At 57.9% G+C, this 21,625-nt stretch carries 21 protein-coding genes and 1 tRNA gene; 16 read left to right on the top strand and 6 right to left on the bottom strand.

Annotated elements, in window-relative coordinates; genetic code table 11:
* Nucleotides 1–3: 3 nt before the first annotated feature.
* Genes DTQ13_RS08575 through DTQ13_RS08560 form a run of 4 tightly spaced genes read left to right on the top strand, consistent with a single transcriptional unit; the run spans nt 4 to nt 6,261 of the window.
* Complete coding sequence (locus tag DTQ13_RS08575; protein ID WP_248460570.1) at nt 4–972, top strand: hypothetical protein; 969 nt, start codon at nt 4–6, stop codon at nt 970–972.
* Nucleotides 969–1,628 (top strand): hypothetical protein, encoded by a 660-nt coding sequence (locus DTQ13_RS08570; protein WP_248460569.1) that lies wholly within the window; start codon nt 969–971, stop codon nt 1,626–1,628. Before DTQ13_RS08575 ends, DTQ13_RS08570 begins: the two co-directional genes overlap by 4 nt.
* Nucleotides 1,628–3,985 carry a glycoside hydrolase family 66 protein gene (locus DTQ13_RS08565; RefSeq protein ID WP_248460568.1) on the top strand — a complete coding sequence of 786 codons (2,358 nt, stop codon included), beginning with the start codon at nt 1,628–1,630 and terminating at the stop codon, nt 3,983–3,985. The genes DTQ13_RS08570 and DTQ13_RS08565 overlap by 1 nt, the downstream gene beginning before the upstream one ends.
* Nucleotides 3,985–6,261: a hypothetical protein gene (locus DTQ13_RS08560; RefSeq protein WP_248460567.1), complete on the top strand. Its 2,277-nt coding sequence runs from the start codon at nt 3,985–3,987 to the stop codon at nt 6,259–6,261. The genes DTQ13_RS08565 and DTQ13_RS08560 overlap by 1 nt, the downstream gene beginning before the upstream one ends.
* Before the next feature lie 81 nt (nt 6,262–6,342).
* Here DTQ13_RS08560 and DTQ13_RS08555 read toward each other — a convergent pair whose 3' ends face one another.
* Complete coding sequence (locus DTQ13_RS08555) at nt 6,343–6,885, bottom strand: hypothetical protein (RefSeq protein ID WP_086431881.1); 543 nt, start codon at nt 6,883–6,885, stop codon at nt 6,343–6,345.
* 386 nt (nt 6,886–7,271) lie between these two features.
* On the opposite strand from DTQ13_RS08555, the gene DTQ13_RS08550 reads away from it, so the two are divergent.
* Entirely contained in the window at nt 7,272–8,075 is an 804-nt protein-coding gene (locus tag DTQ13_RS08550; protein ID WP_248460566.1) for a phage antirepressor KilAC domain-containing protein, read from the top strand.
* Entirely contained in the window at nt 8,072–8,326 is a 255-nt protein-coding gene (locus tag DTQ13_RS08545) for a hypothetical protein (protein ID WP_248460565.1), read from the top strand. The genes DTQ13_RS08550 and DTQ13_RS08545 overlap by 4 nt, the downstream gene beginning before the upstream one ends.
* 147 nt (nt 8,327–8,473) lie before the next feature.
* On the opposite strand, the gene DTQ13_RS08540 is transcribed toward DTQ13_RS08545, so the two are convergent.
* The gene (locus DTQ13_RS08540; RefSeq protein WP_248460564.1) at nt 8,474–9,142 is read right to left on the bottom strand and encodes a hypothetical protein; all 669 of its coding nucleotides are present in this window, start codon (nt 9,140–9,142) and stop codon (nt 8,474–8,476) included.
* Between the two features lie 270 nt (nt 9,143–9,412).
* On the opposite strand from DTQ13_RS08540, the gene DTQ13_RS08535 reads away from it, so the two are divergent.
* The 9 genes from DTQ13_RS08535 to DTQ13_RS08495 all read left to right on the top strand — a co-directional run bounded on the left by DTQ13_RS08535 (nt 9,413) and on the right by DTQ13_RS08495 (nt 15,876).
* Nucleotides 9,413–11,260: a hypothetical protein gene (locus DTQ13_RS08535; protein ID WP_248460563.1), complete on the top strand. Its 1,848-nt coding sequence runs from the start codon at nt 9,413–9,415 to the stop codon at nt 11,258–11,260.
* Nucleotides 11,257–13,767, top strand: coding sequence for a hypothetical protein (locus DTQ13_RS08530; RefSeq protein ID WP_248460562.1), 2,511 nt, complete (start codon nt 11,257–11,259; stop codon nt 13,765–13,767). Before DTQ13_RS08535 ends, DTQ13_RS08530 begins: the two co-directional genes overlap by 4 nt.
* 62 nt (nt 13,768–13,829) lie before the next feature.
* A complete protein-coding gene (locus tag DTQ13_RS08525; protein ID WP_248460561.1) occupies nt 13,830–14,138 on the top strand; it encodes a hypothetical protein in 309 nt (102 codons plus the stop codon).
* On the top strand, nt 14,135–14,374 hold the full coding sequence (locus DTQ13_RS08520; protein WP_086441135.1) for a hypothetical protein: 240 nt from the start codon (nt 14,135–14,137) through the stop codon (nt 14,372–14,374). Before DTQ13_RS08525 ends, DTQ13_RS08520 begins: the two co-directional genes overlap by 4 nt.
* A 5-nt stretch (nt 14,375–14,379) precedes the next feature.
* On the top strand, nt 14,380–14,787 hold the full coding sequence (locus DTQ13_RS08515) for a structural protein P5 (protein ID WP_248460560.1): 408 nt from the start codon (nt 14,380–14,382) through the stop codon (nt 14,785–14,787).
* A complete protein-coding gene (locus tag DTQ13_RS08510) occupies nt 14,784–15,035 on the top strand; it encodes a hypothetical protein (protein WP_086441137.1) in 252 nt (83 codons plus the stop codon). The genes DTQ13_RS08515 and DTQ13_RS08510 overlap by 4 nt, the downstream gene beginning before the upstream one ends.
* 42 nt (nt 15,036–15,077) lie before the next feature.
* Entirely contained in the window at nt 15,078–15,386 is a 309-nt protein-coding gene (locus DTQ13_RS08505) for a hypothetical protein (RefSeq protein WP_248460559.1), read from the top strand.
* Nucleotides 15,383–15,619 (top strand): hypothetical protein, encoded by a 237-nt coding sequence (locus DTQ13_RS08500; protein WP_248460558.1) that lies wholly within the window; start codon nt 15,383–15,385, stop codon nt 15,617–15,619. The genes DTQ13_RS08505 and DTQ13_RS08500 overlap by 4 nt, the downstream gene beginning before the upstream one ends.
* Nucleotides 15,619–15,876, top strand: coding sequence for a hypothetical protein (locus DTQ13_RS08495; RefSeq protein WP_248460557.1), 258 nt, complete (start codon nt 15,619–15,621; stop codon nt 15,874–15,876). Before DTQ13_RS08500 ends, DTQ13_RS08495 begins: the two co-directional genes overlap by 1 nt.
* Before the next feature lie 128 nt (nt 15,877–16,004).
* Here DTQ13_RS08495 and DTQ13_RS08490 read toward each other — a convergent pair.
* The 3 genes from DTQ13_RS08490 to DTQ13_RS08480 all read right to left on the bottom strand — a co-directional run bounded on the left by DTQ13_RS08490 (nt 16,005) and on the right by DTQ13_RS08480 (nt 19,013).
* Nucleotides 16,005–16,079, bottom strand: a tRNA-Val gene (locus DTQ13_RS08490).
* Between the two features lie 89 nt (nt 16,080–16,168).
* A complete protein-coding gene (locus DTQ13_RS08485; protein ID WP_248460556.1) occupies nt 16,169–18,058 on the bottom strand; it encodes a hypothetical protein in 1,890 nt (629 codons plus the stop codon).
* Between the two features lie 4 nt (nt 18,059–18,062).
* Complete coding sequence (locus DTQ13_RS08480; RefSeq protein ID WP_248460555.1) at nt 18,063–19,013, bottom strand: mitochondrial fission ELM1 family protein; 951 nt, start codon at nt 19,011–19,013, stop codon at nt 18,063–18,065.
* Between the two features lie 68 nt (nt 19,014–19,081).
* Between DTQ13_RS08480 and DTQ13_RS08475 the strand changes: the two genes are divergently transcribed.
* Nucleotides 19,082–20,239, top strand: a complete 1,158-nt coding sequence (locus tag DTQ13_RS08475) for a DEAD/DEAH box helicase (protein ID WP_192848107.1) — start codon at nt 19,082–19,084, stop codon at nt 20,237–20,239.
* Nucleotides 20,240–20,297: 58 nt separating this feature from the next.
* Here DTQ13_RS08475 and glyA read toward each other — a convergent pair whose 3' ends face one another.
* Nucleotides 20,298–21,593 (bottom strand): serine hydroxymethyltransferase, encoded by a 1,296-nt coding sequence (gene glyA / locus DTQ13_RS08470; RefSeq protein ID WP_248461249.1) that lies wholly within the window; start codon nt 21,591–21,593, stop codon nt 20,298–20,300.
* Nucleotides 21,594–21,625 lie beyond the last annotated feature (32 nt).

The raw sequence follows: 21,625 nt of genomic DNA, 5'->3' as shown, positions 1-21,625 counted from the left end.
ACCATGACGACAGCCATTGACCTGTGCAGGCGGGCACTGATGCGCCTCGGCACCCAGAGCGGCATCACGGCGTTTGATGATGGGTCCGTGGAGGCCAGTGTCTGCGCCGCCTATTATGACGATGTGCTGCTCGGCCTGCTGGCCCATCCGGCCAGCTTTGGCGGACCAGCCTACACGTGGCAGTGGCCCCGCTGCGTAGGCACAGGCACGGCTGTGGCCAGTGACAGCCCTTTATGGCGGTATGAAATCCTCATGCCGGAGGACAGCGTGCGGGTTCTGCGGGTCGATGACGGAAAGACCGTCAGGCCCGTGGACCAGCGCATGAAGATGTTCGACCGGCGGGACAGTTTTGGCGAGGGCATGGGCAAGGCTGGGGGCACAGTGCTGCGCCCTGTCATCCTGACGGACAGCCAGACCGTCAGTGTGACCTACATCACCCGGAACGTGGACATCGACTACTGGCCAGCCGCCTTCCGCCGGGCCTTCTGGCTCTGTCTTGCATCTGCCATCGCCACCACGCTCGGCATTGATGGAAGCACGGTTGCAGCCGTGGAGCAGGAAGCCAGCCGTGAGGTGGAACGGGCCTGTCTGGCTGACCAGCGTGTGGATGTCGTCAGCACCGAGACCATGCCGGACTGGCTGGATGTACGCTTCTCTGGCCTGGGCCATGGGCAGCACATCCATCAGAGCAGCAATACGCTGGATGCTGGCTATGTGGCAGGGGGCAGCCAGCCTCCTTCCCAGGCTGCGGCGCCCTATGCGCCTCCCATGGGGCCAAACGGTGTCATACCCACTGGCCTGACCTCACGGGATATTGCTGAAGGTGACCATCAATACATTCCAGCTGATACCCCTGACGGAAGGGTCGGCATCCTGACAATTGGCCGCAGCCCTGTCGGCTGGCGGCGTCCCTATCACACCACCACCATCAATCCGAATGCTGATGATGCTTCCGGAGAATATGACCGATGAGCATGGCAAAAGGCCCCTTCAGGCGACCAAAGTGGAGGGATGATTACATACCAACCTGCGATGAATGGCTGTTCTGGTGGTCAATCAAATGTGATCAGGACTGGGTTGTTGATTTTTTTGCTGAATACAAGGTCTCTTCCGAAAAAAACATCTCTGAAAAATTTGAACAGATCAAATCATCCCTGCTGGCCTTGAAGCAGGATATTGAGAGTGAAACGAAGACTTCATTACAGTCATATTTCAACAAACTCATCATGCCGGACTGGCAGGAATGGGCGCCGAGCCTTCTGTTCGGAGCGGCCAGTACCGGTCAGGAGATGAGCACCCGTCCCGGGGGATACAGGGTGCTGGGGAATCATTGCGACTGGTGGATCACAGCAAGCCTGACAGCCCGAGGAACAGCAGAGGGCGTGATGACGCTGACCGGCCCTCCTCCGCCCCCTCTCGGCAATGCCCGGTTTGGCGTGACGGTGGTCAGTACCACCGGCGTCAACACGGACGGGCGGGGCCTGACTGCCGTCCTCAATGGCGGCGTGATTTCGTTTTTCAAGGGACAGGACACCGGTGAGCCGACCAACGCCGTGACGGACCGTGACGTGGAGGATGCCGCCTCCATCAGCCTGTCCGGCTGGTATCAGATTGAGGATGAAGACTGATGAAAAAGACACTGACCGCCACGGCCCTGCTGCTGGGCATGGCCGGGTCCGCCCATGCCGGTATCCTGAGCGGCCCCCTCATCAGGAAGGTGATTGATGACCGGGCCTTCTATCAGCCCGGAGACAGGGCCACCATCAGCATCGAGATGACCAACACCACGGGAGCCGATTTCAACGGCAAGCTCAACCTCACAACATGCTCCCGTGGCCATCTGCTGGCCATCGACGCCCACAATGTCAGCATCCCGGACGGGGCCAGCCAGACCAGCAGCTTCACCATCACTGTGCCATCCCTCGTGGCCAACGGTTACCAGCTCTCCATCAATGCCCTCCAGGCTTCCGACAGCGGGTACGCCATGTGCACAGGGACGGGAAGCTCTTCCTCAGACCCGGTCGATGTCGCAAGCGGGGCCATCAACGTGGCCAACCATGCCCAGGATGACCCCATCGAGGGCTTCGTCGATCCGCAGGCCATGCAGTCCGTCACCGATTACGAAGCCGTCGCCCGCAACATGGCGCAGTATCACATCAACATCGTCCAGTTCTATGACTGGGGATCCCGCCATGATGCCCCCTACACCGACGCCGCCTCATGGCGGAACCTCCAGAACGTCACCGTCACCCGTGAGGAAACGGCCGGGCTGGTCGGGGCCTTCCGCCGACATGGCATCTTCTCCCAGCTCTATACCCTCTGGAACGGAGCCTATGCGGACTGGCCTTCCCGGAACCCCAACGTCACCATCGGCATGGGTGCCTTCCGGAACCGGTGCGGCCTGAAAGGCACCTGCACGTCCGCCGACCAGATCAGCATCGGCGGCAACTGGAAAGACTGGGGATGGGCCATCGACGGGATCGTGCAGGAAAACCCGGCCAATGGCCGCTGGCAGAAATGGATCACCAGCCAGTATCTCGCCGCCATGAAGGGCTGGGGCTTTGACGGGGTCCATCTGGACACGCTCGGAGATCCGGGCATGCCCGCCCATGACGCAAAAGGCCGCCTGATCGACGATTTCGGCAGCTACCTCGCCGACTTCGCCAATCAGGTCCAGGCTGCAACGGGCGTCTGCACGGACATCAACCAGGTATCCACATGGAACCTTCAGGACGAGGCCGTGCGGGGCAACAGCTGCAACCTCTATGTCGAGCCTCACCCGGAGTTCGGAGACAATGCCTATTTCCCCTCCTTCAACGGGCTGATGGAGCAGGCGCATGAATGGACCAGCCGTCCCCTCATCGTCGCCTATTACCCCCAGCAGGTCATGAGCGGATCCCTGGAACCGGACAAGGCCCTGAGTGGCGACACCGTGCCTTTCTGCAACCCGGAGGATGACGGTGGCCAGAAGGTCTGCCCGGCCAGCAGTCCCGGCATCGAGCTCCTTCTGGGGCAGGTCGCCGTCTCGGGGGCGTCGGAGCTGATACTGGGGGACATCGACCACCTCATCCCCGGACCCTTCTTCTCCCGCCCTACCCTGAAAATGGGAGCCGACCTCCAGCAGTTCATGGCGGATTACTACAACTGGTTCGTCGCCTTCCGGGACCTGCTGCGGGGCCATTCCGTGGACACGCCGGACATCGTCTTCATCTCGGACAGCTCCGGCCAGAACATCGGGGCATCCGATGGCAATGCCGGGAAAGTCTATTATCACCCGTGGGATAGGGCCGGCGTGGCGGAAGGTGTCTCCCTGACCAATCTGGTCGGGCTGAAGGACAACCGCATCGACGACCCGGATGGAACCCACAGCCCGGTCGAGCAGAAAAACATCCGGATCACCATGCAGCTCTATGGCGGCAGGCCGACCGGGCAGGCATGGTATGCCGCACCGGACTACAATCATGGTTTCCCGCAGCCCCTCTCCTACAGCGTGGGCACGTCCGGCAGTGACGGATTCGGCAACCCCGTCTACACGGCCACGTTCACCATTCCGTCCCTCAAGACCAGCGGCATTGCGTGGGTCGAGGGCAACACCCTGAAAAACCGGACGGACTGGACGCTGGACGGCACGGCCAGTGACCTCATCCGGGGCGGTACCCCCTCATGGTCACCCAACGGCATGGGAGGGCGTGTGGCCGCAACCGTGCATGGCTGCTGTGGCAGGGGCATCTACTGGGATGGCATCGACTTCGGACAGGGCGTCTCATCCCTGGCCGCCGTCACATACAGCCAGCATGGCGGGGTGATGGAGTTCCGTCTCGACAGTCAGGACGGACCCGTGCTGGCCAGGCTGACCGTGCCACAGTCAAAGGGCGGGAATGTCGACAGCAGCCAGACACAGATCATCCAGTCTCCGACAGGTGTGCACCGGGTCTGGGTCGTCTTTCCCGGGCAGGATGTCAGCCTCTACGGATGGAGACCCTGATGTCACAGTCTCCTTCTGGCCCGCAGGTCGGCCTGACATGGTTCAGCTCCTTCAGCGGCGGCGTGATGGCTCCATTGGTCGGATACAGGGCCGACATGGAGAAATGGCATTCCGGTGCCGCCGAGCTGACCAATTTCTTCGTGCATGTGCAGGGCGGCATCTCAAACCGCCCCGGCACACAGTATGTCGGCACGTCAAAGGCCGATGCCTCAGGTCCCCCACCGAAGCTGATCGCCTTCATCTACAACAATACCCAGTCCTATGTGCTGGAGTTTGGCGACCGCTATCTCCGCTTCATCAGCAACGGGGCCTATCTCGCCAATACTGATGGCAGCCCCTACGAACTGGCCACGCCTTACAGCATCGGGGATGCCTTCTGGCTGCGCCATGCCCAGTCTGCCGACGTGATGACCCTGACCCATTCCGGCTATCCGGCCATGAACCTCTCCCGCCATGGAGAGCTGGACTGGACGCTGGATGTGATCTCCTACAGTGCCGGGATAGAGGCGCCTTCATCACTTCTGGCCTCTGCCGTGGAAGGCAATGCCGCCAATACGGGCACGACACCAGGCGTATCAAAGGTGACGTATGAATATGCCGTCACCTCCGTCTCCAATGAGAGGAACACGGAGAGCAACGCCACGCTTGCGCCTTCCCAGACGGAAATGACCACCCAGACCCAGACGGTCACTGACCCTGTGACTGGCAGGACCAGTACGGTCACGTCGCAGGTACCGGTCGAGGTCGGCAGGTTCGTGACCAACTACAACATCGGCTACTACACGAATTACGGGAACTACAACACGCTCTCATGGCCTGCCGTGACGGGAGCGGACTATTACAACGTCTATCGCCGCTTTGCCGGACAGTGGGGGCTGATCGGCAACACCACGTCTCTCAGCTTTGATGACGTGAACTATGCACCCGATACAGAGAATGGGCCGCCTGCCCACCGCAATCCCTTTGATGGCAGCAACAACCCGGTTTCCGTCACCTATTTCCAGCAGCGGCGTGTCTTTGCCGGGTCTATCGCCTATCCCCAGACCGTCTGGATGAGCCGCTCTGCCAACTACACCAATTTCGACATCCACACGCCGGTCGTCTCCGATGATGCCATAACGGCCACCATCGCCAGCCAGCAGGTCAACACAATCAAGCATCTGGTGCCGATGGCCGACCTTCTGGCCTTCACCGGAACGGGCATCTGGAAGATCTCCGGCGGCCAGACCGGCACGCCCATCACGCCCAGCAACTTCACGGCCATACCGCAGATGTTCGTGGGAAGCTCGGACGTGCAGCCCCTGCCCATCAATACCGACGTGCTGTTCATCGAGAACAAGGGCAGCCATATCCGTGACCTGCAATATGACTGGTACGCACAGATCTATCAGGGCAATGACCTCTCCGTCCTGGCTGACCATCTCTTCTATGGCTACACGATATCAGACTGGTCCTTCGCCCAGTTCCCCTTCAACCTGATCTGGGCCGTGCGGTCTGACGGCACGATGCTCGGCATGACCTACCTGAAGGAACAGAACGTCATGGCATGGCACCAGCACAGGACGGAGGGCGGGGCCTTCCAGTCCGTTGCGGTCGTGCCGGAGGAGAATGGCTACGGTGCCATCGAGGATACGCCCTATGTGGTGGTGAAGCGCAGCCTTGCCGGGCGGCAGAGCTACACCATCGAGCGCATCCAGTCCCGCCAGCTGGGAATGGAGAATGACGACATCACCCGCTCATGGTTCGTGGACTGCGGCCTGCGCTATGAGGGAAAGGAAACCGGCACCGTCTCCGGGCTGGGTCATCTGGCAGGGGCAACCGTGTCAGCCTGCATTGACGGGCGGGGCTTCACGGGACTGACGGTGGGGAATGACGGCACCCTCACCCTGCCACGGCCCGGCAGCGTGGTCACGGTCGGGCTGCCCATCCATGCACGGGCCGTCACCCTGCCGCTGGATCTCGGAAACCCTCCACAGTTCGCCCGGCGCAAACGGGTCAGCAAGGTCTATGCCTCGCTCTACAACAGCTCCGGCCTGAGCGTCTCCACCGACGGAGGGAAGACATTCCACGGGCTTGACAGTCAGGGTGCCGCCGCCGGGCCGTCAGCACCCAATCCCTACCAGAAGAAAGATACCGGCCCCGCCCTCATCTCCGGCTTGACCATGCGGATACCCACGCCCAACTGGACCCAGAAGGGCAGCTTCATCCTCCAGACCGACCAGCCGCTCCCCGTGACCGTCACCAGCATCAGCGTGGATGTGGAGCTGGGCAGCTGAGACGCACCAACTGTTTCAGCCTACCTCACAGACCCCAGCACGGCGGCGGCGATGAGAAGGAGATTTTTCATGGGGCGGTTCCTAGAAGGGAAGTTCTTCCCCACAAGTACCAAACTTTTCATGCATTAGCCCTGCTTTAATCAATGCCTTGTCCATCATAATTTTTACTTTCTCGCGATCTGTTGCCTTTGTTTCTTCCCAAACAGCCAAAAATTCTGGCATCAGAGGCCAAAGAACATCAAGTTTTTCTTTGTCCGGGGAGCCATCTCCCCCTTTAAAGAAATAATTATTATGATCTTCCATAAATTGAAGGCAAAACTCTTCCTCAAAAGTTGGATTTGTTTCTTTTGCTCTTGCTAAATTTATAAAACGGACGGCTTCATTTACATTCCAGTAATCCTTCCATGTTCTTTTCTCTTTAACCTCTCCGTCATTCCAATCAAAAGTTTCATGAATAACAAACTCATTGTCTGCTTTCTCCATTACAGCCGTTTCAATTACTTTAGTAATTGTCTGTCCCTTCATGCGAGCAACAAAATCTAAAGCAAAACGCATTTTAGGATCCAACCTAATAGTCAAAGACTCCGTCTTAGGCGTGCGCTTTTTCTTACGTTCTGCCGCCATTTAACCGCTCCTGCAATTTTGTGTGTGCAAAGATGATATAGGCACATAAAAATAATTGCAAATCGGTCTTGACCTCCAAGAATCTAATATGCCAAAAACGTAATGCACAAGATGTGCAAGTAAGCATTTGGAGAAATTATGGGAAATTCACCACGCCCAACCAGCACACGCATTGATGCTGATGTGCATGAATGGATCAGAAAGCGGGCTTTTGATGCAAGGCGGACATTCACAGCTGAGCTAAACTTGCTTCTGCGGGAGATCTACGATCAAGCCAACAGGAACAATGATGAGAACTGAACAGCAAATAACAAAAAAGGCGTTGGAAAGCCTGCAAGCCAATCCCAACGCCTCTGAACAATGAACCTCGAAAGGAACACTCTGGGATGAGCAATAGCACCAATAATGTGTCAAAATCCAGCACGATCGTTGCCTTTGAGTTTGGCGATACTGCCGTAACGGCCTTTGAGCGCAACGGAGACGCTTGGTTCGTAGCTGGGGAAGTGGCAACGGCTCTCGGTTATAGAGATGCCGACAAAGCAGTAAGAACCCACTGCAAAGCCGCAGAAAACTGCAAAGCCGCCGTTTTGGCGGGTTTAGGAATCCCCTGCTCCTCCCCTCGTGGAATGAGCATCATTCCTGAACGTGACCTTTACCGTCTGGTCATGCGCTCCAAGCTGCCAGCAGCGGAACAGTTTGAAGAAAAAGTGGTCTCTGAAATCCTCCCCGCCATCCGCAAGACCGGCGGCTACATAGTGGCTACCCCGGAGGAAACGCCGGAGCAGATCATGGCCCGTGCCCTACAGCTGGCCAACGACACGCTGGCACGGCAGAGGGCAGAGCTGGAAGCCGCTGCGCCCAAGGCTGCTGCTTTTGACGAGCTGGCCAACACGAACGGACTGTTCACCCTGCGGGAGAGTGCCAAACTGTGCGGATGGCCGGAAAAGCTGTTCATCCGGCAGCTTGTCATGTCGCCGATCAAATGGCTGTACGTCCACTCTTCATCTGGCCGAAAGCTGGCCTATGCCGCCCCAATCAAGGCCGGGTATATGGATGTGAAAGAAGTCACGATCTTTCACAACACGACCGGACGGGAAACCTACGGCCAGCCCATGATAACCCAGAAAGGCCTGACCAGACTGGCGCAGACGCTTGGCACGTTTAACCCCAAGAAGGGAGGCGTGGCATGAACCCGACCAACGCCTTCACAGCCTCCACGCCAGAGGCTCGTCTTGAACGGCTGCTCTCCACCTGCCGCTACGTGCAGCAGAACTGGGACAACCTGATATCCGCCCTCTCTGTCGTGGAAGGGTGCGTGCCCGACCGTGAATATGACGGCGCAGGTGTCGCCGGGCTGCTCCGCCTGATTATCAACAACCAGAACGATGAATATAGCGATTTCGTCTCTGAAATCAGACGGGCAGCGGGGGAAGCGGCCTGACCATTCTGGGGGCCTGTGCAGAAATGCACAGGCCCTTCTTCCCCAGTTGGAGGAAATAGGACCAGACCAGAAGAGTGTTCCCCGCCCTCGCTAGGGTTTTGGGCGGGTTAGTCAGCCCCTTCCATTAGTGGATATCCCGCCTATAATTCACTCCTCACGCTTCATCATCTCTTTGAAGTGACATTCAAGCTCACTAAAAAACTCATCATTTGAAAAATTAATTTTTTTATCTTCCCCCCTAAACTTGTTAAAAAATTCATTATCCCAAAATTCAATATCAAGATTTCCAAATGTATTTTTATACAACATCTCCGCCTCTTCTATAGATGGACGAGGCTCCTGATTATTTAGTACCCCACAGTACAAAACCATTATGTCTCTTACATTCTCATCCCCCTGATTCACAGCGTCTCTGCCTGTTCTAACAGGAAATAATTCTTTTTTATTTATATCGTCATATAAAAAAGTATGATGAATCTGAGCCCCTCTACTATTCCTAAGAGGAGTCGTGTTATCTCCTAAGACATAATTTACTGTAATCCCTAAACTGACATAGCCTTCCTTCGAAAGAGAAACGTATTCCGATTCATGGAAGTACACAAAGGAAATAAATTCTTCTTTTTCCAAGGATAATAAAACTTCATCAAAATAATTAACATCTTTCTTATAAGAACTATCAGCAGGAACATGGTTTAATATTACCTCTCTTGTGGCATTTACTTTATATATAGGTAAAAATACTCGTCTGTTTTTTATTTTATATAATTCGTATATAGTTTTAAGAATTTCTTTTCTTGGATCATCTGAAGACAACATAAAAACCTCCTGAGAATTCTCTAACTTTCCAAAACACCCATCTAGAAACGTATAATAATTTTTTATATATCCAAGTGACTTCACATTAAATTCATGCTGCTATGTTTTTTAATAAAATAATCCGATCTTACCTCCAAAAATTGGACATATTGACGATAAAATTCTTACCTAGACACAGTTTACGAACTATTTTCTTGGAGCATTTCTTCCTCATAAACACACACCCGAATTACAAATCCCTGACATGCTCTCCCGCCACAGGGAGGGCATATGTCACTTTTTTCAGGCGGACTGAACACGCTCAGGAGTGTTCAGGATGAAGGACTGGCAGGGCAACAGTCATCCCTTGAGCAGTCTCTTGGTGCATCCGTCATGGAGGGCATCAATGACATGCCGGTCGTCCGCATCGGTGACTGGCTGCGCCATGAGACGAAAAGCACCGAAGGCGATACGCTCACCCCAGAGGATGCCAATGCCCGCTATGGCATCAGGGGTGTTCTCAATTTCGACAGGCCTGTTTCTTCTGCACTTGCCCAGACCCTCAATGATGAGAAGCAGGCTGACCTCATCCGGCAGAACACCATCCGCAATAGGCCGGGCGGTGCCATCAACAGCATATTAAACACAACGGCAGGTGCCCTTCCTGCTTTTCTGGACCCCATCAACTATGCCGCCGCCCTGATCCCCGGCCTGGGGGAGGAGCGCATCAGCCTTGTCCTTGGCAGTGCCGCCGCCCGTGCCGAGGGATTGGGCATGGAGAGTGTGGCGGACGGCCTGCTCAGTGCCGGAAGGCTGAACAGCCGTGCCGGTGCGGCCCTCTCCAGCAGCCTGCCGGGACGTGTGGTGCAGGGTGCCAGCCAGGGAGCCATCGGCATGGTGGCCCTCGAGCCGCTCAACATGTATCTGGACCGTGACGAGCACAATGACTGGAGCATGGGTCAGGCCCTCCGGGACATCGGCTTCGGCAGCATCATGGGTGGTGGCCTGCATGGTCTGGGCCATGCCTTTGGCCGACGTCTGGAGCGGGCCGGAACCAGTGCCAGAGGACAGGTTCTGGCAGATGGTCTCACGTCCATGGCCAGCGACAGTCCCGGCAATGCCGAGAGCCTGCTGACCATCCATGAGGTCCAGAACGCCAGAGACGAGCTTGACCGTACCATGGCCGGGCATGGTGCGGAGCCTGATGAAACCATGTCTCAGGCTCCCCTGCGGGACAGGGTTGCTGATGACCTCTCCCGGCTCCAGCAGAGCCATGCTGATACGCTGGATGAGGCGGCCCTGTATGAGCGTCCCGATGATGAGCCGGAGCAGCCAGACGCTGCTGCGCCCCAGCCTGCCATGCCGACCGGGAGGCCGCCACAAGCCGCCGACGATGCCGATGAAGCTGCACGGGCAGCAGACATCACCCTCACGCCGGAAGAGCATGCCCATGCCACGGAGGCCATCCTGTCCGGCCTGCACCCAGATGCCGCCATGGAGGATGCACTGCGGGTGTCCCGCCATACCACATGGGAGCGGTATGCGGACATGCTGGACCATGGCCGTGCCACCCACATGGAGCGCATCGGGGCCACGCAGGAGCTTCTCCATGCCCTCACCCGCCAGCGTCTGGGCCTCTATGCCCAGCATCTTGATTCAGGCCTTGAAGGGCTGGACCTCTATGATCTTGCTGGGTCCATCCTGAAGAAGGACAGCCCGGAAGACGCCGTGGAGCAGGCCCTGCGCCTCATCGAGGCAGAACGGGGAAAAGGCCACGAAGCCAGCTGGCAGGGCCATGTGGAAGAGGCCTATCAGGATGCAAGGCGGCGGCTCGATGCCATCCAGCAGGATGCGGCAGAAGCCATCATGAGAAACCTCCATGGTCATGAAGATCATGAGGTCACGCAGAGCCGTGCCGGTCTTGCAGCCCAGAGGGAGGACGCCCCCGATCCAGAGACTGGACATGGAATCACAGAAGCACAGTCCTATTCCGACCAGATCGACCGGCAGCTTGCCGCCCTGGGCGATCAGATCAGTCCCGAAGAGCTGGCAGAGATCCGCCGTGAAAAGGATCTCTCCGATGGCAATGCCGATGCCCTCACCTCCGCCGCCGCCTGCCTTACAAGGAAAGCCCCATGACCCACGAGAACCCGTGCTACAACGAAGCCGAGAAAGCCGCTGGCCGTGAAATGTCCAAGGCAGAGCTTGACGAGATGTTCGGGCGGCTGGAGAAGGAAGCCGGACGCTACATGAAGCAGGGCCTGTCCCCACGGGAGGCACTGGAAAAGGCCGGTGCCCGCCTAGCCGATGAGGAGCGTCTGGCTGCCATCATAGAGGCCAATTCCCGCAAGAAGAACCTCATCGTCCGGGCTGCCCTGCGCCGCCGCATCGTGCCCGGCGATGAAGCAGCATCCCTTGAAGGCATCCTTGCCGGGAAGCAGACCGGGGAGAATGGCGCCGCCCTCTCTGTGGATGCCAGCAGCCACGCCCGCACTGCCCAGCTTCTCGGCCCTCTCATGCATGATCTGGACAAGGCAGGCGTCTTCAAGGCGCTGCTGGAGCGTGATGAACAGTTTGATGCCGATGTGGCCCGTGAGATGTGGCGGCTTGATGACCCGGAAGCCGGGGAACCAACAGGCAACAGGCTGGCTGCCGAGGCCGCCCGCATCCTGTCCGGCTATCAGGACACCGTGCGTCTGATGCAGAACAGGCAGGGCGCATGGATTGGCAAGGCCGACCATTACGTCACCCGCCAGAGCCATGACATGTGGAAGATACGGGGCGACGGATCGGACAGGGCCTACCAGAACTGGCAGGATACCATCCTGCCCCTGCTGGATGACCGTACCTTCGAGATGATGCCCGCCAGGCAGTCGAAGGAAGATTTCCTCCGCAATGTCTGGCTTAACCTCTCCACCGGTGAGCATGATAACGCCAACGGGCGGGACTGGCTTTCCGGCTTCAAAGGAACATCCAACAAAGCCAAGAAGGTCAGCCAGAACCGTGTGCTGCACTTCAGGGATGCTGATGGCTGGCTGGCCTATAACAGGAAGTTTGGCCAGGGCCATGTGGTGGACAGCATCTTCAAGGGCCTCATCAACGGGGCACGCAACGCTGCCGTGATGGGCGATCTGGGCACGAACCCTGAGAACATGTTCCGCAGCATGATCGAGGAAAGCGTGCAGGCCGCCCGTGAGAGGGCTGATGCCAAAATGGTTGATAAGCTCCGCCGGTTGGAAAGAGGTGCCTTGATGGACGTCGTGACAGGCCGGGCCAGACAGCCGGCCAACAAAACGGTTGAAACCATCGGGGCCTACGCCCATGCGTGGAACCAGATTACGAAACTGGGCGGCGTGATGATCTCCTCCCTGCCCGATCTGGCCATCAATGCCGCCGTGCTGAGACACAATGGCGTCCCGCTGCTGGAAAGCTACTGGAACAGCCTGAAAGCCCTTGCTCCGGGCCTGAGCAGCAAAAACCCGGCAGAGCGCAAAGAGATCGCCCGGCTGCTGGGTGTGGGGCTGCAGGGGCATCTTGGATCCGTCATGAGCCGCTTTTCCGCCAATGATGCCCCTCTGGGAAAGATGAGCGACCTCATCAACAAATTCTACCGCATCAACGGGCTGCAATACTGGACGGACAGCCTGTCCGAGGGCATAGGCCTGATGCTCTCCCACAATCTGGGGCGGAATGCCGGTCTGTCCCATGAGGCCCTTGATGGAAAGCTGCGGGCCAGCCTGCAACGCTTCGGCATCACCAGGCCAGAATGGGACGTGATGCGGCAGGCCGTGCGGACAGCCGCTGGAGAAGACCATATCCTGCCCAGCGAGATGGGCCGCCTGTCTGACGATGCCGTGGCTCCCCTCCTCGAGAAAGGACAGACAGCCGATGACGTGCGGGACAGCCTGACCCGAAAGCTCTATGCCTACATCACCGACCAGACCCGGGAGGGCATGACGGAACCCGATGTCCGCACGCAGGCGACCTTCCGGGGCATCAGCAACCGGCTGGATGACGTTAACCCGCTGCTCGGACAGGCCGCACGGCTTATGCTCCAGTTCAAGAGCTTCCCGGCCTCACATATCCGCCGCTTCCATCAGCGTGAGGTGAAACGCAACGGGATGGACCTGCCCGGCATCATCCACATGATCGCCGCCACGACCGTGCTGGGCTACGTCGCCATGCAGGCCAAGGCCATTCTGGCCGGGAAAGAACCACGGGATGCAGGCGATGTCCGCACATGGATGTCGGCCATGGCCCAGGGCGGGGGTGCCGGGATTTATGGTGACTTCCTTTTCGGCCAGATGAGCCGCATGGGGAACACGGTGCTGGAAACACTGGCGGGGCCAACCATTTCCGACATCACGAAACTGGCCGGGATATTCACCGCCACCCGTGACGAGCTGATAGGTAGTCCAGATGCCGAGAAGGCCAGCACCTATCTGGCCGATCTTGTCCGTTTTGCCTCCGGGCAGATACCGTTCGGCAATCTTCCAGGCATCAATGCAGCCCTGAAATATGGCGTGATCTACCGCCTGCAGGACATGATAAATCCCGGCTACACGGCCCGTTATGAAAAGCTTGTCCAGCGCAGTCAGGGGCAGGGCTTCCTCATATCGCCAACATGGAGCCCCTATGGGCGCTGAAGACACGCCCGAATTACAAACGCATGATGATCTGTCCGTCATGATGATGGAGATGGACATTCATGCGCTTCACACTAGCACTTCTTGCATCCCTGATGGCTGGAACGGCTTTTGCAGACAGCATTGCCGTTCCCCCTGCCCAGCACGGGATTTTTGATGGCGGCCAGCTCCCACCGGCGGCTCGGGGTATCATGACATTTGGAGCATCTGGTGGGGTAAGCCTGACAGCCCGCCCCTATTCCGCCCTGCCTCTTTCGGTACCAGTTGGCACGGCCTTCTTCTGCACGGATTGCGCCGGGACGGGTCAGCCCGTCTTCTTCAATGGAAGTGCATGGGTGGATGCCTCCGGGACTGGAGCGAAACATCCATGAATGACCAGTATCTGACCCGTGCCGAAGGGCTGGAGATCAAGAAGGACATTCGAGAGATCGAGACGGATATGGCCGTTGTCAAGGACAGGCAGGCCAGCCAGCAGCAGATGCTGGAACAGATACTGTCCCAGGTCAGGCACGGCAACTCATGGCGCAGCATGTTCATTGCCGGTGGGTCAGGAGCGGGAGGGATTATCCTCGCCATCATCATGAAGATTTTCCACATCGGAGGGTAAAACCCATGGAAGTACGGGGTATCCGAAACAACAATCCGGGCAATCTGAACTATGTCGGACAGGCCGGGGCGCATCTCGAAAAGGGCGTTCATCCACGCTTTGCCGTGTTCGCCACACCTGAAGCCGGGCTGATGGCCCTGCGAGGCCAGCTGCTGCGCTACAACCAGAGGGATGGTCTGGACACGGTGGCGGGCATCATCGGCAAATGGGCGCCTCCCAGCGAGAACGACACGGCCAGCTACATTGAAGGCGTGTCCCATGCCCTCGGCGTCACACCGGACCAGAAGCTCGGACCCTTCACGCCACATCTCGTGGCGGGTCTGATGAGGGCCATCATTCTCATGGAAAACGGGAAAAATCCCTATGGCCCGCTGGTCGACAGGGTGGCCGGAGTGCAGGAGGCCGCAGCATGAAGCCCCTGCACTGGCTGCGCCAGCCGACAACGCTTCAGGGCCTGTCCCTCATCATTGCCGGTCTGGCCGGAGCAAGAACAGGAGCGCTGAGCAGCGGCCTGGCCACAACCCTCATCGGGGCTGCCATCCCGCTGCTGCTGCCAGACAACAGCACGGCACGGGCCATCGCCTCAGCTGCCATTCCAACCGCCGTTGATGCTCTGGAAAAGAGCGCCATGGCCGGGAAGGAGCCTCACAAGCCGGGTTGACTGAACCCGGCCATCCCATCCCTCACAGAAAAGGAAATCACAATGTCTGACACCAACACTGCCTCTTCCGTCATTGACGGCCTGTTCTCCCTCATCGAGGGCGCAATGGGCGACAGCGAGAGCGTGAAAACCAAAACACGGCTGCATCTGGCCTCCACCATTCTTGGCGGTATCTCCGATGAAGCCGCCTCTCTTCTGGCAGACCGCTTTGACACCTCCGCCCTCTTCGCTGGCATCAGCCGTGTCGAGAGCGGCCTGAGCGAAGTGGAAGGGGGCATCCATGATGTGCTGGCTGCTCTGAAAGAGAAGAAGCCTGTGCCGAATGCGGCGCAGGTCAGTTCTGCAGCATGATGTATGTCTATGCTGGGCTGGGGGTGGCGGCAATCGCCGCCCTCACCCTGTTTGGCTGGGTTCTGTACCGGGCTGGCCGCAACGCCGCCCGTGTACGGTCTGAACAGCAGAACGTGACTGAGGCCAATGCCCAGAACGCCACCATGGCCCGCATGAACGAGGCCGCAGCCAGTGCGCCACAGACGGATGACGAGCTGCTGGCAAAGCTGAGGGACGGAAAGGAGGGCCAGTGATGCAGAAGGAAAGTCCGCTCTGGTTATACGTCCCCTGCACTCTGGTTCTGGCCTGTGGCATCGCCCTGCTGGGAGGATGCAGCGAGGTCCGCATCCGCCAGCAATGCCTCAACCTGCGGACGCCCACAGTTGAGCAGCAGCAGGGAGCCTATGCCGAGCTTATCGCCCACCCTGAACTGAAAAACCTCCGTATTCAGGTGGCTGATCTCGATTATGCCCTGCGGGAAAATGCGGCCTGCTGGGGGAAAAATCCCTGAAAACGCTGTGTCAGTTTTGTGCCAATTCTCATGACGACTCGCACGTTTTTACGGTCACTCATGAACGATGACGAACGACGCAGCTGCCGCTACTAACGGTCAAAAACGGCAGTTTTCCGGGAAAGCCATGGTGGATGCGACAGGGATTGAACCTGTGACCCCTGCCGTGTGAAGGCAGTGCTCTACCGCTGAGCTACGCATCCGTCTCTTTGGATGAGCGCTTTATACCGCTCTCCCCCGGCGCTTGCAAGAGCAATAAGGGAGAACGGTACAGATTATTTCAATAACCCTCTCAAAAACCAAACATGTGATCCAGAGAGAAGCTCCCAACGCCATTCTCCAGCCCATGATACCCGAACAGACGGCAGGTCAGGTCCCGTATGAGAACATACCCCCCCTCTCCTGCCTTCTGTAACAGCTCCGCATCAAAAAGCTCATGAGGCTTCAGAAGCCAGGAACCGGAAGGCTGAATACTGATGGTCTCCTGCGCCACTTCAGCCCCATTGGCAGCGTGAAGATGCAGACAGGTCCTGGAAGGCTGACGCCCATCCCGCAGGGACGTGGGATAGATCAGATGGCAGAAGCTTTTCAGGGTAACACCATCAAGCTGCTGCCCCAGCTTCAGGAACAGCCGGGTGGTCAGGCCCGGCGGTGGGCCTGCATAGGACTGCGGCTCATTCCGCCACGTCATCATGGTGTTGAAAATATGTCCGCCAAAACTGGTTTCAGCGGCATGATCTGTCCCGATATGGCGATAACGCATCAGCGCATGAGGCCAGCCATCTCCCTCCCCCCCATCACGGAAATCATAGACCAGCTCCGCATGACCGGGCTGATTCATCAGTTCATGCAGGGCCACGGCTCCCTGATGATTCCGGGGCAGATTACCCAGAAAATGACTGCCACAGCTCTGGCCTGCTTCATCAAACAGATCCAGCCTCATCGGCAGGCTCTCCAGGGCTTCCGACATGGGGGTCGGCTGGACGAAACTCGTATAGATGGCCGGGTCCGGCACCGGAAAAGGCAGAACGAAACCACGCCCAAGCAACGGGGACATCGTGCGGATTGCCGGGTCCGGCAGCAGGTCGGCACGCTCAACATTCATATGGGCAATACGGGTCCGGCCCCTCTGCACAACCTCGTAGCGGGGCCGCACCAGATGCTGCCCGGAACGAAGTTCAAGCTGGGCTGGCCATTCCAGATCAGGAAACAACGCTCCCACATCAACAGCGACCGTCTCATAAGGTCCGATAACCTGCCTTACCGCACGATGCTCTTCCTCGCCCATCGGGTTCAGCGTGATCGCCCCTGACGGAATGGCCGTGCCATGACTGTTCTGTATCCAGAGGCGGACCGTCTCCTCGTCGTCTGGAGCTGGCAATGTGGCAAAGCGCATGGAAGGCCAGGCATTGGCATCATGGGTAACAGACAGGCTGGGATCACCATTCCGGCCAAAACTGTCCAGCGCATATTTCACGACATCATGGCCTTTCGCCCCGATGACATGAATGAAAAGCTGTCCAACAAAATCTGGCAGGCCAAACTGTTTCTTCACCGTGCGGCTGTCAATCACTACACCCGCATCAGCCTCTTCCACCTCCTCAAACCATTCAGCCAGAACGTGACCAGTAACATCAAAGAGCCGCAACCAATAGCGGATTGTTTCTGCACCATAATTCGACCAATAATTCGCCGTAACCAGCCTGGTGCTGAACTGTTCAGTTTCCCGGAAAAAGGCAAAATTGGTCGCAAAATTGCATTTGTCCAGATAAGGCCGCCGGTAAGGCAGAAATTTATCCGGCAACCGTGCATCCCCCAGAGTATGAAGAGGCTTCCCCCCGAGAAATCCCCCAAGACGGGACCGCATCTTGGTATCATCAAAAGACAGGGCCAGGACCGCATCCGCATCAATCTCGGCAATGTGGACGACAGCCTTTTTCTGCCCGCCAAATCCATCAGGCTGCCCGACCTGCTCGCTATCATGCGTCAGGATGACGGAAGGCTGAAGAGCAGGATACAGCCCGCATACTGTCGGCAGGTACCCCTCCGGGTCATAAACGGCAAGAGAGCAGTGCTGAAGCGTCTGCTCCAGCTCTTTCATTCCCTCTACAACCAGAGGGTGAGACAAAGCCTTATAAAGGACGTTCCCCCCCTGCGGGCCAAATGTCTTGATATCCAGCATTGGGTCATCCTTCCTGATTAAACTGAATACGGCGATGTATTTCTTCTGCTGCCAGAGAAGTATCGTCAAGTCTTTTACAAGGAGAAAACGAAACGTTTCTTAAAGAAGACTGCACACGTCCCTCTTTTTCAAGTATCTCGACGAACCTCTCAAGCCTTGAAGACCGACCCTTCAATGGCAGAATACAGACAGGGCGATCCGTCGCCACTGCTTCGGAGATCATGGATACACTATCCTGCGTCACAGCCAGAGCATCAGCGCAGGCCAGCAGTCCCATATAAGGATTCTCATTCCCTTTTCCTTCCATCACGACACCCCCCAGAGGCATCAGGCGCTCCCGCAGCACCTCCAAAGCCTGCCGTGATGTCCGTCTGGATGGTGTCAGCACGCAGCGAACACCAGTTACCTGCATGAAACCGGCCAGCTTCTCCGACAGGACCGCAGCTTCGGCCTCTTCCAACCTGTACCGCCCATTGGAGCCACCCAGAAGCACCCCCAACACCTTTTCTGCCCCTGCCCGGACACGATCCTTCCACAGCTTGCCAGCTTCTTCCAGACGGGCCGGTGTAACATCATGCATGGCTGTACGGACTGAAAGCACATTCGGCCCCTCAAGCCGGTCATGCTGACTGACCACGACAAGAGCAAAGGGGGAGAGTTTCGCTCGTGGGTGCTGTATCTGCACTACTGGCAGACCGTACCGTTTTCCGAGAGCCGCCCCGGCCACGCCGCCCTTTCCACCCACGCTGATGATGAGACGGGTTGCAGAAGAAAGGCTGAATGGGGCAAAAAGACCCAGAGAATGCGGCCAGAAACGGACGGACAGACATGAGACCAGCCTTCCCCTGTTGGTGATGACAGGATGGAACTCCCACGAAAAACCCGTCCGCTCTGCCAGCCCTCGCCCCTGGGATCTCATTCCGGCGAAATCTTCAGCTATGATGGCTGCATGCATTCCTGATCTCCTGCGGGTATGGTCCCGTGCATCACATCGACATCCCTCTTCTGGCAAGAACAGCATTCATGACACAAACAGATTTTACAGACCTCGGCCTTTCAGACGAGCTGGCACAGGCCGCCCGGAAAGCAGGCATGGCCAGACCAACCCCCATACAGCAGCAGGGCATCCCCCCCCTTCTGGCGGGGCGTGACGTTCTCCTGCCCGGCCAGACCGGCACAGGCAAGACGGCAGCTTTCGTCCTGCCCGCCCTCCAGAAACTGGCCAGCCTCAAGCAGGACGGAACTGCCGGGTCCATTCCACGGGTCCTGATCCTAGAGCCAACCCGTGACCTCGCCATGCAGACAGCCGGGGTCTGCCGTCAGCTGGGCCGTCAACTTCCCCTTCGCACGCGTGTCATCTGTGGCGGCGTGCCCCGTGACCAGCAGGCACGCTCACTGGAACAGGGAGCCGACATCATCGTCGCCACGCATGGCCGTCTTCTGGACTTCGTGGAGAAAGGTGAACTGTCACTGGAACACATCATCTATCTGGTGCTGGATGAAGCCGACCGTCTTCTGGATGAAGAATTCTCCGCCAGCATGACGGCTCTCGTGCCCTACATCGCCGATCGGCCCCAGACCATCTTCTGTTCCGCCACGCTGCCGGAACCTGTCATGGCACTGGCAAAACAGGTTACGAAAGACCCCGTGCGGGTGGAACCCGGCGAGGAAGAGGTCACGCCACGGCGCATCCGCCAGCAGGCCCTGTTCATCACCGAGGCGCAGAAAGACACCCTGCTCCTGACACTTCTGGAACGGTCAGGAGCACAGGTAAAAGACGGAACGGGTCGAAGCATCATCTTCACGAAGACGAAGCAGAAAGCCGATTCCGTCGCAAAACTCCTGAGAAAAACCGGATACAGGGCCATTGCCCTGCATGGCGGGCAGACGCAGGGAGACCGCAAAAAGACTCTGGACCGCTACCAGAATCAGACCGGGTCCATCCTCGTGACAACGGACATTGCCGCCCGCGGACTTGATATTGACGACATCCAGCTCGTCGTGAACATGGACCTGCCCCAGACGCCAGAACTCTACATTCACCGCATCGGCCGGACAGCCCGTGCGGGAAAGCAGGGGCGGGCCGTCACGTTCGCCACGCTGGAAGAACGGACCCGCCTGCGGGATATTGAGAAGCACATCCAGTACCGCATCCGCATCATCACGACGGAAACGCTATAGAACGGCCTTCCTGCCGGGGGCTGACTTGCACGCCCTCCCCCGGCAGAACTGAACATGATCAGGCAGACGCACGATCATAGATCGGGAAGCGAGCACACAGCTCCTTCACATCCTTGCGGATACGCTCGAAGGTAGCGTCATCATTCTCATCAGCGCTCAGCACGGCATCAATCATGCGAGCCACCTGACGGAACTCTGCCTCACCGAAACCACGGGCCGTGGCGGCCGGGCTGCCCAAACGCACGCCAGAGGTGACGAACGGCTTTTCAGGATCGAACGGCACGGCATTCTTGTTGGCGGTGATACCAGCACGTTCCATAAGGGCCTCGGCCTTCTTGCCGGTCACCTTCTTGGGACGCAGGTCCACCAGCACAAGATGAGTATCCGTACCACCCGTCACGATATCGAACCCACATTTCAGCAGCTCGTCAGCCAGCGCACGGGCATTCGCCTGCACACGCTGCTGATATTCCTTGAACTCACCCTGTAGGGCCTCACCGAAGGCTACAGCCTTACCGGCGATGACGTGCATCAATGGGCCACCCTGGAGACCAGGGAACACCGCAGAGTTGATCTTCTTGGCAATATCCGCATCGTTGGTCATGATGATACCACCACGGGGGCCACGCAGCGTCTTGTGTGTCGTGGAAGTCGTGATATCAGCGTGAGGAACCGGGCTGGGATAGAGGCCAGCCGCCACAAGCCCGGCGAAATGGGCCATGTCCACCATCAGATAGGCACCGACCTCATCAGCAATCTTGCGGAAACGGGGGAAGTCGATCACGCGGGGATAGGCCGAGCTGCCCGCCACGATGATGCGGGGTTTGTGCTCACGGGCCAGACGCTCCATCTCCTCGTAATCAAGCAGGCCGTCCTCGCCACGCACACCGTACTGCACAGCCTTGAACCATTTGCCGGAATAGTTCGGGGCGGCACCGTGGGTCAGGTGGCCACCGGCGGCAAGGCTCATGCCGAGTATGGTGTCACCCGGCCTTGCCAGTGCCATGAAGGCCGCCTGATTGGCATTGGCACCGGAATGGGGCTGGACATTGACGAATTCAGCACCGAAAAGTTTTTTCAGACGGTCGATGGCAAGATTCTCGACCTTGTCCACATCAACGCAGCCACCATAATAGCGGCGACCCGGCAGACCCTCGGCATATTTGTTGGTCAGGACGGACCCCTGAGCCTCCATTACGGCGAAAGACGCCATGTTCTCAGAAGCGATCAGCTCGATGCCATCCTGCTGGCGTTCAAGCTCGGCATTCAGGATCGCACTGACTTCATGATCCCTCTCCTTGAGGGGGGCATGAAAGAAAGAATGCAGACCGGCCTGATTGGTGCTTTTGGACATTGTCATCCATCTCCCGCAAAAAAACTCTTTTC

Source organism: Parasaccharibacter sp. TMW 2.1888, assembly GCF_023167265.1.
In the GTDB taxonomy this organism is placed as follows: Bacteria; Pseudomonadota; Alphaproteobacteria; order Acetobacterales; family Acetobacteraceae; genus Bombella; species Bombella apis.
Note: the sequence above shows the minus strand (reverse complement) of the source record. Positions and strands in the feature narration are given on the sequence as shown.

Coding starts and splice junctions, on each gene's coding strand:
- DTQ13_RS08575 (WP_248460570.1), top strand. CDS start 4: ATGACGACAGCCATTGACCTGTGCAGGCGGGCACTGATGCGCCTCGGC.
- DTQ13_RS08570 (WP_248460569.1), top strand. CDS start 969: ATGAGCATGGCAAAAGGCCCCTTCAGGCGACCAAAGTGGAGGGATGAT.
- DTQ13_RS08565 (WP_248460568.1), top strand. CDS start 1,628: ATGAAAAAGACACTGACCGCCACGGCCCTGCTGCTGGGCATGGCCGGG.
- DTQ13_RS08560 (WP_248460567.1), top strand. CDS start 3,985: ATGTCACAGTCTCCTTCTGGCCCGCAGGTCGGCCTGACATGGTTCAGC.
- DTQ13_RS08555 (WP_086431881.1), bottom strand. CDS start 6,885: ATGGCGGCAGAACGTAAGAAAAAGCGCACGCCTAAGACGGAGTCTTTG.
- DTQ13_RS08550 (WP_248460566.1), top strand. CDS start 7,272: ATGAGCAATAGCACCAATAATGTGTCAAAATCCAGCACGATCGTTGCC.
- DTQ13_RS08545 (WP_248460565.1), top strand. CDS start 8,072: ATGAACCCGACCAACGCCTTCACAGCCTCCACGCCAGAGGCTCGTCTT.
- DTQ13_RS08540 (WP_248460564.1), bottom strand. CDS start 9,142: ATGTTGTCTTCAGATGATCCAAGAAAAGAAATTCTTAAAACTATATAC.
- DTQ13_RS08535 (WP_248460563.1), top strand. CDS start 9,413: ATGTCACTTTTTTCAGGCGGACTGAACACGCTCAGGAGTGTTCAGGAT.
- DTQ13_RS08530 (WP_248460562.1), top strand. CDS start 11,257: ATGACCCACGAGAACCCGTGCTACAACGAAGCCGAGAAAGCCGCTGGC.
- DTQ13_RS08525 (WP_248460561.1), top strand. CDS start 13,830: ATGCGCTTCACACTAGCACTTCTTGCATCCCTGATGGCTGGAACGGCT.
- DTQ13_RS08520 (WP_086441135.1), top strand. CDS start 14,135: ATGAATGACCAGTATCTGACCCGTGCCGAAGGGCTGGAGATCAAGAAG.
- DTQ13_RS08515 (WP_248460560.1), top strand. CDS start 14,380: ATGGAAGTACGGGGTATCCGAAACAACAATCCGGGCAATCTGAACTAT.
- DTQ13_RS08510 (WP_086441137.1), top strand. CDS start 14,784: ATGAAGCCCCTGCACTGGCTGCGCCAGCCGACAACGCTTCAGGGCCTG.
- DTQ13_RS08505 (WP_248460559.1), top strand. CDS start 15,078: ATGTCTGACACCAACACTGCCTCTTCCGTCATTGACGGCCTGTTCTCC.
- DTQ13_RS08500 (WP_248460558.1), top strand. CDS start 15,383: ATGATGTATGTCTATGCTGGGCTGGGGGTGGCGGCAATCGCCGCCCTC.
- DTQ13_RS08495 (WP_248460557.1), top strand. CDS start 15,619: ATGCAGAAGGAAAGTCCGCTCTGGTTATACGTCCCCTGCACTCTGGTT.
- DTQ13_RS08485 (WP_248460556.1), bottom strand. CDS start 18,058: ATGCTGGATATCAAGACATTTGGCCCGCAGGGGGGGAACGTCCTTTAT.
- DTQ13_RS08480 (WP_248460555.1), bottom strand. CDS start 19,013: ATGCATGCAGCCATCATAGCTGAAGATTTCGCCGGAATGAGATCCCAG.
- DTQ13_RS08475 (WP_192848107.1), top strand. CDS start 19,082: ATGACACAAACAGATTTTACAGACCTCGGCCTTTCAGACGAGCTGGCA.
- glyA (WP_248461249.1), bottom strand. CDS start 21,593: ATGTCCAAAAGCACCAATCAGGCCGGTCTGCATTCTTTCTTTCATGCC.